At 63.4% G+C, this 17328-nt stretch carries 11 protein-coding genes; 9 read left to right on the plus strand and 2 right to left on the minus strand.

Annotated elements, in window-relative coordinates:
- Window positions 1-40: 40 nt before the first annotated feature.
- From HT585_RS15030 to HT585_RS15040, 3 genes are all read left to right on the plus strand, one after another.
- Window positions 41-1030 carry a zinc-dependent alcohol dehydrogenase family protein gene (locus HT585_RS15030; RefSeq protein ID WP_176353692.1) on the plus strand — a complete coding sequence of 330 codons (990 nt, stop codon included), beginning with the start codon at window positions 41-43 and terminating at the stop codon, window positions 1028-1030.
- Between the two features lie 153 nt (window positions 1031-1183).
- The gene (locus HT585_RS15035) at window positions 1184-2071 is read left to right on the plus strand and encodes an NAD(P)-dependent oxidoreductase (protein WP_176353693.1); all 888 of its coding nucleotides are present in this window, start codon (window positions 1184-1186) and stop codon (window positions 2069-2071) included.
- 15 nt (window positions 2072-2086) lie between these two features.
- Window positions 2087-3631, plus strand: coding sequence for an aldehyde dehydrogenase family protein (locus HT585_RS15040; protein WP_210270422.1), 1545 nt, complete (start codon window positions 2087-2089; stop codon window positions 3629-3631).
- A 77-nt stretch (window positions 3632-3708) separates the two neighbouring features.
- Here the strand turns inward: HT585_RS15040 and HT585_RS15045 are convergent, their stop codons facing one another.
- Window positions 3709-5610 (minus strand): methyl-accepting chemotaxis protein, encoded by a 1902-nt coding sequence (locus HT585_RS15045; RefSeq protein ID WP_176353694.1) that lies wholly within the window; start codon window positions 5608-5610, stop codon window positions 3709-3711.
- 283 nt (window positions 5611-5893) lie between these two features.
- Window positions 5894-9514 carry a hydantoinase B/oxoprolinase family protein gene (locus tag HT585_RS15050; RefSeq protein WP_176353695.1) on the minus strand — a complete coding sequence of 1207 codons (3621 nt, stop codon included), beginning with the start codon at window positions 9512-9514 and terminating at the stop codon, window positions 5894-5896.
- Between the two features lie 121 nt (window positions 9515-9635).
- Between HT585_RS15050 and HT585_RS15055 the strand changes: the two genes are divergently transcribed.
- From HT585_RS15055 to HT585_RS15080, 6 genes are read left to right on the plus strand one after another with little or no spacing between them, the layout of a single operon-like run.
- Window positions 9636-10220 (plus strand): winged helix DNA-binding protein, encoded by a 585-nt coding sequence (locus HT585_RS15055; RefSeq protein ID WP_176353696.1) that lies wholly within the window; start codon window positions 9636-9638, stop codon window positions 10218-10220.
- A 13-nt stretch (window positions 10221-10233) separates the two neighbouring features.
- The gene (locus tag HT585_RS15060) at window positions 10234-12066 is read left to right on the plus strand and encodes an ABC transporter ATP-binding protein (protein ID WP_343213987.1); all 1833 of its coding nucleotides are present in this window, start codon (window positions 10234-10236) and stop codon (window positions 12064-12066) included.
- Between the two features lie 51 nt (window positions 12067-12117).
- Entirely contained in the window at window positions 12118-13650 is a 1533-nt protein-coding gene (locus tag HT585_RS15065; protein WP_176353698.1) for an ABC transporter substrate-binding protein, read from the plus strand.
- A 60-nt stretch (window positions 13651-13710) separates the two neighbouring features.
- Entirely contained in the window at window positions 13711-14634 is a 924-nt protein-coding gene (locus HT585_RS15070) for an ABC transporter permease (protein ID WP_077501295.1), read from the plus strand.
- A gap of 4 nt (window positions 14635-14638) precedes the next feature.
- Window positions 14639-15493 carry an ABC transporter permease gene (locus HT585_RS15075; RefSeq protein WP_176353699.1) on the plus strand — a complete coding sequence of 285 codons (855 nt, stop codon included), beginning with the start codon at window positions 14639-14641 and terminating at the stop codon, window positions 15491-15493.
- Window positions 15490-17229 (plus strand): M14 family metallopeptidase, encoded by a 1740-nt coding sequence (locus HT585_RS15080; RefSeq protein WP_176353700.1) that lies wholly within the window; start codon window positions 15490-15492, stop codon window positions 17227-17229. Before HT585_RS15075 ends, HT585_RS15080 begins: the two co-directional genes overlap by 4 nt.
- The last annotated feature ends 99 nt before the right edge of the window (window positions 17230-17328 follow it).

Consider the following 17328-nt stretch of genomic DNA (forward strand, 5'->3'; position numbering starts at 1 on the left):
GCATAGCTTATTCAGTTCAATCATTACGGAGTTAGAGGTGATGGCCCGCATCGTTCGTTTTCATGAATATGGTGGTCCCGAAGTCCTGCGCATCGAGCATCACGATGTCGCCGCGCCCGGTGCTGGCGAGGTTCGCATTTCCGTCAAGGCGCTGGGGCTCAATCGCGCCGAAGCGTTGTTGCGCTCGGGCCGATACATAGAAATGCCGACGCTGCCTTCGGGTCTCGGCCTTGAGGCCTCCGGCACGATCGAGGCCATCGGCGACAACGTCGAAGGGTTTGCGCCGGGCGATGCCGTCAGCCTCATTCCCCCTCTATCGATGGTTCGTTGGCCCGCCTATGGCGAATTCCTCACCTTCCCCGCCTCACAGGTCGTCAAGCACCCGTCGTCTCTCAACTGGGAAGCAGCCGCTTCCGTGTGGATGCAATATCTGACCGCCTATGGCGCGTTGATCGACATCGCCGGGCTGGGCAAAGACGATACGGTGGTGATCACCGCTGCCTCTAGTAGTGTCGGGTTGGCAGCGATCCAGATCGCCAACCTTGTCGGCGTAACACCGGTTGCCGTCACGCGGACCTCAGCCAAGAGGCAGGCTCTGCTTGATGCAGGCGCAGCGTATGTCATCGCCTCCACTGAGGAAGACCTCGAAGCCCGACTAAAGGAGATCAGCGGGCCTGAGGGCGTCCGGGTGGTGTTCGATCCGATTGGCGGACCGATCTTCGAACCATTGACGGCAGCGATGGCGCGCGGCGGCATCCTGATCGAATATGGCGGCCTCAGCCCTGAGCCCACACCCTTTCCGTTGTTTGCCGTCCTCAGCAAATCGCTGACATTGCGAGGCTACCTCGTCCACGAGATCATCGGCGATGCCCGGCGTCTGGAGGCCGCCAAGGCTTTCATCCTCGATGGCCTGGCATCCGGTTCATTGAAACCCGTCATCGCCAGAACCTTCCCGTTCGAAGAAATCGTCGAGGCGCATCGCTATCTGGAGGCGAACGAGCAGTTCGGCAAGATCGTCGTCACGATCTGACGATCGGAGGCCGGTTCTCAACGGTGGCCAGCCCCTTCGCATGCCGACGTTGCGGCGCCAGCAACGCAGTGTACCGGCCCGACCGTCTACCCGCCCCAGAGACCCCGTGCCACCTTCTCAGCACCAAAACAAACGCTGAGGGTGAAACCGGATATGACGACGAAAGATGCAGCCATCGGCGTGGTCGGGCTTGGGGCCATGGGGCTCGGAATGGCGACCACGCTTGCAAGCAACGGCTTTGCCGTCAAAGGTTTCGACCTTTCCGACAGCAGGCGAAAGCTCGCCGCCGAAGGCGGCGTGACGCCTTGCGAGACGCTTGCCGATGTCTTCGTCGATACCGGCTTCATCGTCTTCTCGCTGCCGACAGCAAAGGACGTTGCTGCCGTCGTCGAGGCCAATCTCAACGCCCTGAAGGCTGCCAGTGATCGTGTCGTCATCATCGACACGTCAACGTCGGAGCCGGATGTTTCGCGCGATCTTGCAGCCGGCCTCAATGCGCTTGGCCACGGCTTCCTCGACGCGCCCGTATCAGGCGGACCGACGGGTGCGGCAAGCGGTACGTTGACGATGATGATCGGCGGCAGCGACGCCGATGTCATCCGCGCCAAGATGGTGATCGACGCGATGGCGGCCAAAGCCCTGCATGTAGGCCCAAGCGGTGCCGGCAACGTCGCCAAGCTCGTCAACAACCTGCTGGCCGCCGCCCATATGGTGACGACGGGCGAAGGTCTGAAGCTGGCGCTTTCGGCCGGGCTCGAGCCAGAACAGGCACTGAAGGTGCTGAACGCCGCCTCGGGCAAATCGATGATCAGCGACGTGCATTTCCCGACCTGGGTGATGAACGACCGCTTCGACAGCGGCTTCACCATGGGCCTGATGCGCAAGGACGTGCGCCTTGCAAGCGAGCTTGCCGCCCGCACCGGCGCCGCACTGCCGCTTTCGGCAGAGGTCGCCCGGCTTTGGGCCGACAGCCCGCTCGACAATGCCGATGACTTCACCCGTATGGGCGCCTTTCGCGCTGCGGCCAACGACAACCGATAAGACAAGGGGACGACGATGAACGATATGACCATGCCGGCCGGAAAGGCCGAGCGCATCCGCGAACTGTTCCATGGCTTCCTGCCCGGCAGCGAAATCGGCAGCTATGTCGATGGCGCGCTGGTGGCAGGCTCCGGGCCCGATCAGGACCTGACCGATCCGGCAACCGGTGCGGTTTTCGCAACGTTCAAGGACGCTGGCGCCGACGTCATCGATGCGGCGATGGAGGCGGCGACGCGGGCCCAGCGCGAGTGGATCGCGATGACGGCATCGGCGCGCGGCCGGGTGATGAACGAGATCGCCCGCAAGATCCGTGAGCGCGCACCTGATCTGGCCGAGCTTGAAAGCCGGTCGGCCGGCCGGCCGATCCGTGACATCCGCGGCGAGGCGCTGCGCGTCGCCGAGATGTTCGAATACTACGCCGGCTGGTGCGACAAGCTGCATGGCGAGGTCATCCCCGTGCCGACGTCGCACCTGAATTACATCCGGCACGAACCGGTCGGCGTCGTCGCCCAGATCACGCCCTGGAACGCGCCGCTCTTTACCGGCGGCTGGCAGATCGCACCCGCGATCTGCGCCGGCAACGGCGTCGTCATCAAGCCGTCGGAACTGACGCCGCTCAGCACGCTCGTGCTCGGAGCGCTTTGCGAAGCCGGCGGCGCGCCGCGCGGCCTCGTCAACGTCATCGCCGGCGCGGGACTGACCGCGGGTGCTGCCATGGTCGCCCACCAGAAGACGGCGCTCGTCGTCTTCGTCGGCTCGGCTCAGGCCGGTTCTGCCATTGCGGCAGCGGCTGCGAAAAACGTCGTACCGTGCATTCTCGAACTCGGCGGAAAATCCGGCAACATCGTCTTTGCCGATGCGGATCTCGACCGCGCGATCGTCGGCGCGCAGTCGGCGATCTTCTCCGGTGCTGGCCAAAGCTGCGTTGCCGGTTCGCGCCTCCTGATCCACCGCTCGGTGCACCAGCAGTTCGTCGAGCGCTATGCCCGCGCCGCCGAGCGTATCCCCGTCGGCGATCCCTATCTCGACGAAACCCAGATCGGCCCGATCAACAATGCCCGCCAATGGGCAAAGATCGACGAGATGGTACGCCAGGGCGTGGCCGAGGGTGCCACCCTTGCGACCGGCGGCAACAAGCCGGAAGCGCTTGTCGCCTCGGGCGGCTTCTTCTTTGCCCCGACGATCCTCGACAACGTCAAGCCCGACATGACGATCGCGCGTGAGGAAGTCTTCGGCCCGGTCGTCGGCGTCACCGTCTTCGACGACGAAGAGGAGGCGGTCGCCCTTGCCAACGATAATCCCTACGGCCTTGCCGGCGCGGTCTGGACAAAAGACGTCGGACGCGCCCACCGCATGGCCGCGCGGGTGCGGGCCGGCACGTTCTGGATCAATGGCTACAAGACGATCAGCGTCATGTCGCCCTTCGGTGGCTTCGGGCGCTCGGGCTATGGCCGCTCAAGCGGCCGCGACGCGCTGCTGGCCTACACCCAGACCAAGAGCGTCTGGGTCGAGACCGCGGAAAACCCGGCCGTGGTCTTCGGCTACGCCCCGGAGGCGTAAAGCCGTCGAGGGGACGAAATGACAGAAGGGCCGGCGTTTGCCGGCCCTTCTCGTTCGTTACCGCTCGCCTTCAACCGTCAGGCGGCGCGGCTCCAGCTTTCGCGCGTTGCAGCCGCTTCGAGCTTGAACTTCGCCAGCATCGTGCGGAGCTGACGGCTTTCTTCGGCAAGCGTACCGCTTGCAGCCGTCGTCTCTTCGACCATGGCCGCGTTCTGCTGGGTCATCTGGTCCATGTGGTTGACCGAGGTGTTGATCTCCTGCAGGGCCGTTGCCTGTTCGCGGGCAGCCGTGGCGATCGTGTTGACATGGCCGCTGACATTGTTGACCAGGGTCTCGATCTCCAGCAACGCCTCGCCTGTGGAACGCACCAGCGACACGCCGTTTTCGACCTCGCTTGCCGAGCTGTGGATCAGCGTCTTGATCTCCTTGGCAGCGTTCGCAGAGCGCTGCGCCAGTTCGCGTACTTCCTGGGCGACGACGGCAAAGCCACGCCCCGCTTCCCCGGCACGAGCGGCCTCGACGCCGGCGTTCAGCGCCAGAAGATTGGTCTGGAAGGCGATCTCGTCGATCACCGAGATGATCTGGTTGATCCGGTTGGACGAATCCTCGATGCGGCCCATGGCGTCGATCGCGCTTCGCACGATCGCGCCTGAACGGCCGGCACTGTCCTTGGTGGCACGCACCATGTCATGGGCCTCGTTGGCCCGCTCGGACGCGGTGCGGACCGTCGAGGTGATTTCATCGAGGGCAGCCGCGGTTTCTTCAAGCGCTGCCGCCTGCTGCTCGGTACGCTTCGACAGGTCGTTTGCGGCCGAGCTCAATTCCACGGAGTTGTCGTTGATCGTTCCGGCCGCAGTCCGCACATTCTGCATCGTCGAGCGCAGGGTCACCATCGTGGCGTTGACATTGGTCTGAAGCTCGGCGAACGCACCGTGGAATTCGCCGCGCATGTTTTGCGTCAAGTCGGCGTCGGCAAGCGCTGCCACGACACGGCGGACCTCGTTGACCGTCAGGTCGACGCTCGACACCAGTTCGTTGACGCTGGCGGCAAAGCGGTTCAGGTCCTCGTTGTCATAGTCCTTGGTGATGCGGCCGGTGAAATCGCCGGCGACAGCGGATGCGACCACGATGCTGATGTTCGATTGCAGGTCGCTGCTGCGGGCATGCAGCACCGCCTCCTGGGCCTTCATGGCACGCATGCTGATGGCATTCTTGCGGAAGACCTCGACGGCGCGGGCCATCTCACCGATCTCGTCGCGACGCGAAACGTCGGCGCCATCGCCATCCAGTTTGCCGTCTGCAAGTTCGCTCATGATAGAGGTCAGCGACTGTACCGGAACAACAATGCCGCGGCGGGCAACCAGCAGGCTAACGCCGACGCCGAAGACGATGCAGGCACCGGCCGCGGCCAAAAGGATCGTCATCGCAACGGAAGACGAGGAGAGCGCTTCGGCGCGGGCCGTTGCAAGAGCATCGCCGGAATAGGTGCTGTAGGCCTTGACGGTGGAGGTCACCGTCTTCTGGGCATCGAGCGCCTTGTCGAGTGCGGCCTTGACGGCAGCGGCATCCGCGCCGTTCGAGTCGGCGACGGCAACCATGGCCCTGATTTCGTCGAAGTAGCTGTGGAGCGTCGTGCGGATGTCGTTGAGCAGCTTGTCCTCGGCATCGTCGGCAACCGCCTCGATCTTGGTGACGCGCTCGAGCATTTCCGCAGCGCGCGTTTCGGTTTCGGCGCCGAATTCCGAAGCCTTCTCCGGCGTTGCCGCCAGCTGATAGGTCATGCGGCTGATGGCGATAATATCGACCCGCAGGTCCATCGCTTCGCGCGCCGCCTCTTCACGAGCGCCGACGTCGACGATCGTCGTTCCAAGCGAGGAGAGCCCGCGCGCGCCAGCAAGCGCGATAAGGGTGGAGGAAATGCCCATGACCACGACCACGAGGCCGACCTTGGTCAATATCGATAAATTCTTGAACGTCACTGCCGTGACTCCTGTGATGTCGCGATCGCGCTGGTTTGGTGGACATGGTCGGCCAAACCGGTGGGAGGACACCCGGAATGTTGCGCGCGCTCCGTGGGAGGAGGCGGAGTTTTTCGGCGCACCGACCGAGCTATCCTTAGTAATTGCGAATTTAAATTAACGTTAAAACAGCAATACCAGGATCGGCTCCACCGGGACGCGCATGAGCCAAGCGCCGTTGCAAACGCAAAGCGGGCGGGCGATTGCTCGCCCGCCCGCAGACCGCCGCAGCAGTCTTGGGAGATCATTTACTGCCGTAGCCGCCGCCGGTCGGCGTGACGACGGTGAAGGCCTCACCGGCCTCCAGAACCGTGTGGGCGCAACCCGACAGTTCCTCGGTGCGACCATCGTTGCGGCGAACGAGGTTCTGGCCGAGATTGCCGGCTTCACCACCCTTGATGCCAAAGGGGGCAACGCGGCGGTGTCCGGAGAGGATGGCGAAGTCGAGCTTCTCGCGGGCACGGATGGTGCGCTTCGTGCCATCACCGGCCGACCACTTGCCCTTGCCGCCGGAGCCGCGGCGGATATGGAAGTCCTCCAGCACGACAGGGAATCGCGTCTCTAGGATTTCGGGATCGGTCAGCCGCGAGTTGGTCATGTGTGTGTGGACCGCATCGGCACCGTTATAGCCCGGACCCGCCGGCGCGCCTGAGCAGATCGTCTCGTAATACTGATAATGCGCGTTGCCGAAAGTCAGGTTGTTCATCGTGCCTTGAGCGCCCGCCTGGCTTTGGACGGCACCAAACAGGCAGTTGGTCACGGCCTGGCTGACCTCGACGTTGCCGGCAACGACGGCGGCCGGATAGCTCGGGGTCAACATCGTGCCTTCCGGGATGACGATGTGGATCGGCCTGAGGCAGCCGGCATTCATCGGAATGTCGGCTTCGACGAGCACGCGGAAGACATAAAGCACGGCGGCGCGCGTGACCGGGGCCGGTGCGTTGAAGTTGTCGCCACGCTGTTCCGACGTGCCGGTGAAATCGACGGTCGCCTCGCGCTTGTCGCGATCGACGGTGATCTTCACCACGATCTTGCAGCCCTGGTCCATCTCGTAGGAGAACTCGCCGTCCGGCAACTGGTCGAGAACGCGGCGAACGCTTTCAGCGGCATTGTCCTGGACGTGGCCCATATAGGCCTCGACGACGTCTTCGCCGAACTGAGCGATCATCTTCTTCAGTTCCGCCACGCCCTTTTCGTTGGCGGCGACCTGGGCTTTCAGGTCGTTGACGTTCTGGACGATGTTGCGCACGGGATAACGCGCGCCGTTCAGCAACGCCTCAAGCTCGGCCTCGCAGAATCGGCCAGCATCGATGAGCTTGAAGTTGTCGATGTAGACGCCTTCTTCCTCGATGTTGGTGGCAAGCGGCGACATTGAGCCCGGAGAAATGCCGCCGATGTCGGCGTGATGGCCGCGGCTTGCGACCCAGAAGCGGATCTCCTGGCCCTGGTCGTCGAACACCGGCGTGCAGACCGTCAGGTCGGGCAGATGCGTGCCACCGTTATACGGTGCGTTGATCAGGAACACGTCGCCGGGATGAATGACCGGGTTCTCGCGGATTGCTGTTGCGACCGAGGCATCCATGGAGCCGAGATGCACCGGCATATGCGGCGCGTTGGCAACCAGATTGCCCCTGTTGTCGAAGACTGCACAGGAGAAGTCGAGACGCTCCTTGATGTTGACCGAATAGGCGGTGTTCTGCAGCGTCACGCCCATCTGCTCGGCGATCGACATGAAGAGATTGTTGAAGATCTCGAGCATGACCGGATCGGCCTTGGTGCCGATGGCGCTGCGTTCCGGCAACGCCTTGACCCGGCGAAGCACGATATGGTCCTTGGCCGTCAGTTCCGCCTGCCAGCCGTCCTCGACGATCACCGTCTGGTTCGGCTCGATGATGATCGCCGGGCCGTCGAGACGCTGACCGGGCTTGATGTCGGAGCGTAGCGCGACCGGCGCATCGTGGAACTGGCCCTGAGAATAGAAGCGGGTGCTGCGGCTGAGCGCTGGCGCGCCATCCGTCGTTGCCAGGCCTTCGCCCTCCATCTGGGCAGCGCCGCCGCCGACTGTCTCGACTTCGACCGCGTCGATCACCAGCGCCTTGTTCTCGGCGACGAAACCGAAGCGGCGCTTGTGCAAGGTCTCGAATTCGGCGCGTAGGCGGGCAATGTCGTCATGCGCGGGGAAGGTCGCATCGACAGCCAGAACGGTGTCGGTGCCGGCATAACGGATATGGGCGCGAAGATGGGTGCGGATGTCGTCACGCGCGATCCCCTGCGCTTCGAGTTCGCCCAGGCATTCGACCTGCAGGTCTGCGCCGAGCGTTGCAAGCGCTGCCGGTGCCTTGTCGTCGAGCGCGACGCCGAGCGCCTTCTGGCGGGTGGCGCGGATATCGGCAAGGCCCATGCCGTAGGCCGACAATAGACCCGACATCGGGTGAATCAGGATGCTCTTCATCCCCAGAGAATCGGCAACGAGGCAGGCGTGCTGTCCGCCGGCGCCGCCGAAGCAGCTGAGCGCATAGCGGGTGACGTCGTAGCCACGTTGGACGGAAATCTTCTTGATCGCCTCGACCATGTTGGCGACCGCAATGCGGATGAAGCCGTCGGCCACATCCTCGGGAGTGCGGCCATCGCCGATCTCGGTTGCCATCGCTGCGAACCGCTGACGCACCGTCTCGACATCGAGCCGCTCGTTCTGCTCAGGTCCGAACAGCGCCGGGAAGAACTCCGGTATCAGCTTGCCGAGCATGACATTGGCGTCGGTGACCGCCAGCGGTCCGCCGTTGCGATAGCAGGCGGGACCGGGATTGGCGCCGGCGGAGTCCGGGCCGACGCGAAAACGTTCGCCGTCGAAATGCAGGATCGAGCCGCCGCCGGCGGCAACCGTATGGATCAGCATCATCGGCGCACGCACGCGCACGCCGGCAACTTCGGTCTCGAAGGCACGCTCGTACTCGCCGTCGAAATGGGCAACGTCCGTGGAGGTGCCCCCCATATCGAAGCCGATGACCCGGTCGAAACCGGCCGCTTCACCGGTTTTTGCGAGGCCAACGACGCCGCCGGCCGGGCCGGAGAGGATCGCGTCCTTGCCCTGGAACATGTCGGCGGCCGTAAGTCCCCCCGATGACATCATGAACATGACGCGGGCGCCGGAACGCTCGACGTCGAGCTCGCCTGAGACCTGCGCCACGTAGCGGCGCAACACCGGCGAGAGATAGGCGTCGATGACTGTGGTGTCACCGCGACCGACATATTTGATCAGCGGCGAGACTTCGTGGCTGACCGACACCTGCTCGAAGCCCATTTCGCGGGCGAGCCGGGCGACCAACGCCTCGTGTTCGGGATATTTGTAGGCGTGCATGAAGACGATCGCGACGGTGTTGTAGCCCTGGTCGCGCAATGCTGTCAGCGCCTGTCGCGCTTCCGCCTCCTCAAGCGCCTGCTCCACAGTACCGTCGGCCAGAACCCGTTCGCCGAGCTCGACGATGTCCTTATAGAGCGCTTCCGGCTTGATGATCTCGGTCGCAAAGATGTTCTTGCGTTCCTGGTAACCGATCCGGAGCGCGTCGCGGAAGCCGCGCGTCGTCACCAGCGCCAGCGGTTCACCCTTGCGCTCAAGCAGCGCATTGGTCGCAACCGTCGTGCCCATGCGCACTTCGCTGATGAGGCCGGCCGGGATCGGCGCGCCGGTCGGCAGGCCCAGATGCAGGCGGATACCCTGTACGGCCGCATCGCGATAGGCTTCCGGATTCTCCGACAGCACCTTGCGCGCATGCAGCACGCCTTGCGGGTCCCTGCCGATCACGTCGGTGAAGGTGCCGCCACGGTCGATCCAGAAGTCCCAGCTGCCGGTTTCGCGTGCGCTCATCGTCCATCCCTCTCACTCGTATGCCGCCAGCTCGGGTCGGCTCCGAAAATCATCAAAGCAGTTCGTTGACAAAATGTCGATAAAATGATGACATAAAATCGTCAAGATGAGGAAGTGCTGAATGACGAAGAAGTCTGAGGAGAGCTTTGACGGCAGGGAGTGGGCGCAAGACGCTCTGCCCGGCCATATGAAGCCCGTGGCCGCGATTGGTCCGATCGTCTCCTCCGCACATCTTGCCGAAGGCGGGTCCCCGGGCCTCTCGGAAGTCGAGTACGGCCTGATTCTCGCCTCGCACGCGTTTCACCGCTGGATGGTGCGCTGCATGGCCGCTGCCGGCGTGCCCGGCCTCTCATCCACAGAAATCTTGATCCTGCATACGATCCGCCACCGCGACCGTGGCAAGAAGCTTGCCGACATCTGCCTCGTGCTCGACATCGAAGACACCCATGTCGCGACTTATGCCATCCGCAAGCTCGAAGCGGCGGGTCTTGTCACCACCGGCAAGGAAGGCAAGGAAAAGACCATCCAGATCACCGACAAAGGTGCGGAAGCCTGCACCCGCTATGCGCAAATCCGCGAGCGCCTGCTCGTGACATCGACGGCCAATGCCCGCCCTTCCGAGGAGACTTTGTCGGAAATCGCCGCCGTGCTGCGCTTCATGTCGGGTGCCTATGAACAGTCCGCGCGTGCCGCGACCACATTGTGACAAGGAAGATCGCGTGACTGCTGACACGACACCTCCGCTGCTGGCGGTCGAAAACCTTTCCGTCGCCTTCAATGGCAATGCCGTCGTCGAAGACCTGAGCTTTTCGGTCACGGCGGGGCGTACGCTCGCAATCGTAGGTGAATCCGGCTCCGGCAAATCGGTGACCTCGCTGTCGATCATGCGGCTTGCCGACATGATGGGCGGAAAGTTCCCGACCGGAAAGATCCTGTTTCAGGGCAAGAACGGCGCGGTGAACCTGACGGTCGAACCGCAGAAGGCGATGCGCAGCATTCGCGGCAAGGAGATCGCCATGATCTTCCAGGAGCCGATGACCTCGCTCAATCCGGTCTTCACGATCGGCGACCAGATCGCCGAAGTGCTGATGCTGCACGAAAAAATGACGAAGCAGCAGGCGCTCACCGAGACGTGCCGACTACTCGACATGGTGCGGCTGCCCGATTCCGCCGAACTGGTCGGCCGTTATCCGCATCAGCTTTCCGGCGGCATGCGCCAGCGCGTGATGATCGCCATGGCGCTCGCCTGTCGCCCCAAGCTGCTCATCGCCGACGAGCCGACGACGGCGCTCGACGTGACCATCCAGGCCCAGATCCTCACCATCATCCGAGACCTCCAGAAGGAGCTCGGCATGGCGGTGATCTTCATCACCCATGACATGGGTGTAGTGGCAGAAATGGCCGACGATGTCGTCGTCATGTGGAAGGGCCGCAAGGTCGAGGAAGGCCCGGTCGCCGAGATCTTCGCCAACCCGAAACACCCTTATACCCAGACGCTTCTCTCTGCCGTGCCGAAGCTCGGCAGCATGACCGGCGAAGATTTCCCCAAGCGCATGCCCCTGACGATGATGATCGACGGCGCGCCGACGCTTGTCGGCGAAGAGCATATCCAGCGCACCGCCCGCTATGACGCAGCTCCGATCCTGTCGGTGCGCGATCTCGTTACCCGTTTCGACGTCAAGAAGAACCTTTTCGGCAAGACAACGCACCGCGTGCACGCGATCGAAAATGTCAGCTTCGACATCTTCCCCGGCGAAACGCTGGCGCTCGTCGGCGAGAGCGGATCCGGCAAGTCGACGATCGGCCGCACGATCCAGCAGCTTCAGAACGCCACCTCTGGCGAAATCCTCTTCGGCGGACGTCCGGTTTCCGCCATGAGCTTTGCCGAGCGCCAGCGGCTGAAGCAGGAAATCCAGTACATCTTCCAGGACCCCTTCGCCTCGCTCGACCCGCGCAAGACCGTCGGCTTCTCGATTGCCGAACCGATCCGCACCCATGGGCTGATTCTCGGCGAAAAAGCGATTGCAAAGCGTGTCGATGAACTGCTCGAGCGCGTCGGGCTGACGTCCGCGCACGCAACGCGCTATCCGCACGAGTTCTCCGGCGGCCAGCGCCAGCGCGTCTGCATCGCACGTGCGTTGGCGTCGCGACCGAAGCTGATCATCGCCGACGAAGCGCTGTCGGCGCTCGACGTGTCGATCCAGGCCCAGATCATCAACCTGTTCATGGAACTGCAGGAGCAGGAAGGCCTCGCCTACCTCTTCATCAGCCATGACATGGCCGTGGTCGAGCGCATGAGCCACCGCGTCGCGGTGCTCTATCTCGGCCAGGTGATGGAATTCGGCAGCCGCCGCCAGGTGTTCGAGACCCCTGGTCATCCCTATACCCGCCGGCTGCTTTCGGCCGTGCCGGTTGCAGATCCCGGCAAGGGACGCGACCGCGGCATGATCGAGGGCGAGATCCCGAGCCCGATCCGGCGTGTCGGACAAGAACCCGCGGTGCTTCCGCGCAAGGAGATCGCGCCGGGCCATTTCGTGGCACTGGACGCGTAAAGCCGCTTTCTCTCTTCGAGGGAAGGCAGTCGAAACAGGAGTGAGTAAAAAATGATCAACAAAAAGGGGATCCACGCCGCCTTCATCGCGCTTGCGCTGACTGGCAGCCTTCTGACAACCGGGCCGGCCTTTGCCGCTGGCACATTGACGGTTTCGTCGCCGCAGGATCCGGGCAGCTGGGATCCGGTCGACACCTTCCTCGTCAACTGGGCGTCTGTCTCCACCAACATTTTCGACGGCCTGACCTATCGCGGCCCTGACCGCAAACTGGTTCCCGGCCTCGCGACATCATGGAAAGAGCTTGACGGCGGCAAGCGCCTGCGCTTCACGCTGCGCGAAGGCGTCAAGTTCCACAATGGAGAGCCCTTCAACGCCGAAGCCGTGAAGTACACCTTCGACCGCCTGCTCGGCGAAGAAGGCTCGAAGGGCCCGCAGAAATCCAACTACGCCGTCATCGAAAAAGTCGAGATCATCGACGAGAAGACCGTCGATCTGCATCTGAAGGCGCCGGATCCTGTTCTCCTGACGAAGCTTGCCGGCTATGGCGCGATGATCGTGCCGCCGAAGTACATCCAGGAAAAGGGCGAGGACTACTTCAACACCCATCCTGTCGGGACCGGCCCGTTCAAGTTCGTCTCCTATGAGCCGAAGGTGGCGATCAAGCTCGAAGCCTTCGCCGACCATTGGGGCGGCGCGCCGAAGCTCTCCAACCTCGACTTCCGCTTCATCGCCGAGCCGGCGACCGCCGTTGCCGAACTGCAGGCCGGCCGCGTCGATCTCGTCATCCCGCCGACCATTCCGATCGGCATGATCCCGACGATCCAGGGTGACGACAAGCTCGAGATCGTCTCGACCCCCGGCCCGACGGTCTATGCTCTGCGCTTCAACACCCGCGACGGCATCACCAAGGATCCGAAGGTTCGCAAGGCGCTAATCCTCGGCGTCGACCGCGACACCATCATCCAGTCGATCCTCGGCGGCCAGGCCGCTCCGATCGCCAGCTTCCAGGGCGAACTGTCGTTCGGCTTCGACCCCACGATGAAGCCGCTGCCCTACGATCCCGAGCAGGCAAAGGCGCTTTTGAAGGAAGCCGGCGTCGCACCGGGCGCCTCCGTCCAGATCGACGTGCGCGGCAACGACGCGACCTTCAACGAAGTGGTGCAGGCTGTCGCCAGCTACCTGCAGCTCGTCGGCATCAACGCGACGATCAAGCCGTATGAGACCAACGTTCTCTTGAACGACATCATCCCCGCCGGCAAGACCGGCGCGATGTTCCAGCAATCCTGGGGCGGCTGGACGCTCGATTACGACAACACCGCCTACTCGATGTATCACTCGGGCGAAAAGTGGAACCCCTACGACAAGGACGCCGATCTCGACAAGCTGCTGGAATCCCAGCGCTCGATCACCGATCAGCCGAAGCGTGAGGAAATCCTCAAGCAGATCGCCAACTACGCCGCCGACCGTGCGCTGGAAATGCCGCTCTACAACCTCAACGCCATCTACGGCGTGAGCAAGCGCGTCAAGAACTTCACGCCCGTTCCCGACAGCCGCCTGCGGCTGACGGACGTCACGGTCGAGTAACAATCAGGTCCGCCGCCCGCTTTGGTGGGCGGCGGATCGTCTTCATGAAGGGCGGGTAAGTTGGCCGGATTTTTGATCAAACGTGTTCTGCAGGCGGTGTTCGTCGTTTTCGTCGTAACGCTCACTGTCTCCTTTGCCATCCGCCTGACGGGCGACCCGGCACTGATGCTCGCTCAAGGCGCTGGCAGCATCACCGAAGAAGACCTTGCGCGCATCCGCGAGGCGCTCGGGCTCAACCAGCCGTTCATGGCACAGTATTTCGCCTTCATCAAAGGCCTGTTCGTCTTCGATTTCGGCCGCTCTTTCATGGGCGGAACGCCGGTCTCGCAGCTGATCGCCGCTGCGCTGCCCGCCACGATGATGCTCGCCTTCGCGTCGCTCATCGTCTCGATCATCATTTCGATCCCGCTCGGCATCAAGGCCGCGGTTGCCCGCGGCAAGTGGGCAGACCAGGCGATCCGCATCCTCTCGCTCGTCGGCCTGTCCTTCCCGAACTTCTGGCTGGCGATCATGCTGGTGCTGTTGTTCTCGATCACTCTGAAATGGCTGCCGCCGAGCGGCATGGACGGATTTGCAAGCTTCATCATGCCGGCCGTCACCATGGGCATCATCCTGACGGCGACCAATGTGCGCCTGGTGCGCACGGCGATGCTCGAAACGCTGCAGTCGCAATACATCATGGTCGCCCGCGCCAAGGGGCTCAGCGAGAGCAAGGTGCTCTACAAGCACGCCCTTCGCAACTGCGCGATCCCGCTGATCACCTATTTCGGCCTCCAGTTCGGCGGCCTGCTCGGGGGCATCGTCGTCGTGGAGCGCGTGTTCAACTGGCCGGGCATGGGCACGCTTGCCTTCGACGCGGTCGGCGCGCGCGACTATCCCGTGCTGCAGGCTGTCATCACCGTGCTCTCGCTGATGATCGTCGGCGTCAACCTCATCGTCGACATCGCCTATGGCCTCGTCGACCCGCGCATCCGGACGGAGTGAGCCGATGACCACCAAGGCCGCAAACACCCGCTTTGCTCGTTTCCGCAATCTCGAATTCATCCTCGGCGCGCTGCTTGCCGGCGGCATGTGCCTCGCCGTCCTCTTGTCCGGCGTGCTTTTCCCCGGTGGCGCCGACAAGATCGATCTGATGGCGCGACTGACGCCACCCTTTGTCAACTGGGCGCACCCATTCGGAACCGATCCGCTCGGCCGCGACGTGCTCGCGCGCGTCGTCGCCGGCGGCAAGATTTCGCTGCTGGTCGGCTTCACATCGGTCGCCGGCGCCGTTGTCGTCGGCGTGGTGATGGGCCTGGTCTCCGGCTACTATCGCGGCTTCTGGGACATGGTGGTCATGCGCTTTGCCGACGTGCAATTGGCGCTGCCTTTCATCCTGCTTGCCATCACCTTCATCGCCATCGTTGGCGGCGGCCTGACCAACACCATCATTCTGCTCATCGTGTCGCAGTGGGTGCAGTACGCCCGCCTCGTGCGCGGCTCGGTTCTGTCGCTGCGCGAGCGCGAGTTCATACAGTCGGCCCGCGCCATCGGCGTTCGCGACTACAAGATCCTGTTCCAGCACCTGCTGCCGAACCTCATCGGCCCAGTCATCGTGTTGATGACGCTGAACGTCGCCAACAATATCCTGCTCGAAAGCAGCCTGACCTTCCTCGGCCTCGGCGTCGACCCGTTGATCCCGAGTTGGGGCGGCATGCTCGCCGATGGCCGCACCTACCTGCAGAACGCCTGGTGGGTCAGCGTCTTCCCCGGCCTTGCAATCCTTCTCACCGTCCTTGGCCTCAACCTTCTCGGCGACTGGCTGCGCGACAGTCTCGACCCAACAGGCAGAACTTCACGATGACCACAATATTCGAAGGGACCTTCGAGCGTACGCTCGACACCATGCTCGCAACCTACGGCAAGGAGGCCGCCCGCGGCACCCGACTGGAGGCATGGCTCTTCGATGACCGTGAAAGCCGCAAGGCGGCCGAGCAGAAGCTCGCCGCCTTCGGCGTCGAGGCAAAGCTCCGGAGCGCCTACAAGCCGCTGTTGCATTTCTTCCTGGAGGAGATCGATCTCGAGGCGGTGAAGCACATCGACATCCGCTATCCGCAGCCGCAAAACTGCCCGGCGAACCGCTTTCTGCTCGAGGCCTATCCACTGGCAGCACTGGTCGGCGATGCGGAGATCACCTTTGCCGGCGGCAGCGACCAGGCCCTGACCTACGACGTCGCGCTGACCTTTGCCGACGGCCGCACGCAAACACACGCCGTGTTCGCCCCGAACCGCCAGCACACCGACTTCATCGGCGAAACGCTGCTGTCCCCAACCGGCTGGATACGCCTTGACGACACGAGCAGCAAGCGGCGGGAATGCCATCTCGAAACCGATTATGAGCGGCTGTTTACAGGCGCCATGCGGGCGATCGCCGAACATGGCTGGGGCGACAGCGAACCCTATTTCGACGAACTCAACATCCGCGCGACGCTGCCGATCAACGACCTGCGGCTGCCGGTCGGCGAAGAGGTCGTCAGCCTGCGCGAGGCGCTGCACGAGGATTTCTATTTCTCGCTGCTCGAAGTCTTCCAGAAGAAGTCCGGCCGCCCGCTCGGCGATCGTGGGTTGAAGCCCGGCCAGATCGTGCCGGAAATCATCTTTGCCGACAGCAAACCGACGATCCGGGTGGAGACGCGACCACTCGCGACGGCCGATGCCGAAGGCGAGAGCCAGCCTATCGACACGGCGCAGGCGCCGCTCGCCGTCTCCCAGATCCATGCCGAACTGGAAAAGGTCGGCGGACAGCCGTTCGATGCGCATTCGCGCGCCGGCCGCCCGGTCAAGGCGCGTTACCACAAGGGCAGCGATGCTGCCGTGATGATCAGCGGCGGCCAGCATCCCAACGAGACCACCGGCATCGTCGGCGCGCTGCGGGCCGCCCAGACGCTCGCCACTCTCCCCGGCGCGCACTTCACGATCTCGCCGCTCGAAAACCCGGATGGTTACGCAGTTCACCAGCGGTTGCGTGCCGACAACCCTTTGCACATGCATCACGCCGCCCGCTACACCGCCCTTGGCGACGACCTCGAATACCGCGCCGGTACCGCGCTCAACGAGCGCGCGATCCGCAACGAGGCGGATGCGCTGTCGGGCGCCGAGCTTCACGTCAATTTGCACGGCTACCCCTCGCACGAGTGGACGCGACCGCTGTCGGGTTATGTGCCGCGCGGCTTTGCGATGTGGACCTTGCCGAAGGGCTTCTTCCTGATCATGCGCCACCATGCCGATTGGGAGACACGCGCCGAACAGCTGATCGAGGCGGTCACGGCGCGTCTCGCCGCAGTCCCCGGTCTGCTTGCCTACAACAACCGGCAGATAGCACTTTACGAAACCCATGCCGGAGAAACCGGCTTCCGCATCATCAACGGCTTCCCCTGCATGATCTCCGTCGACGATCGCCACAAGGCGCCGCTGACGCTGATCACGGAGTATCCCGATGAAACCATCTATGGCGACGCCTTCGTGGCCGGCCATGACGCTCAACGCGAGACGGTTCTGGCGGCCTATGAGGCGTTTCAATCGATGATGGCAGTGGCGTAGCGCTCGTGTTCAGGACAACGCCCAAAGGACGCAACGGGACTTTGGTTCGATAGCGTCTCATCCGCCTTCAGCAGTCAACGTCAAACAGAGTCGGCCGGC

Source organism: Ensifer oleiphilus (assembly GCF_013371465.1).
In the GTDB taxonomy this organism is placed as follows: Bacteria; Pseudomonadota; Alphaproteobacteria; order Rhizobiales; family Rhizobiaceae; genus Ensifer; species Ensifer oleiphilus.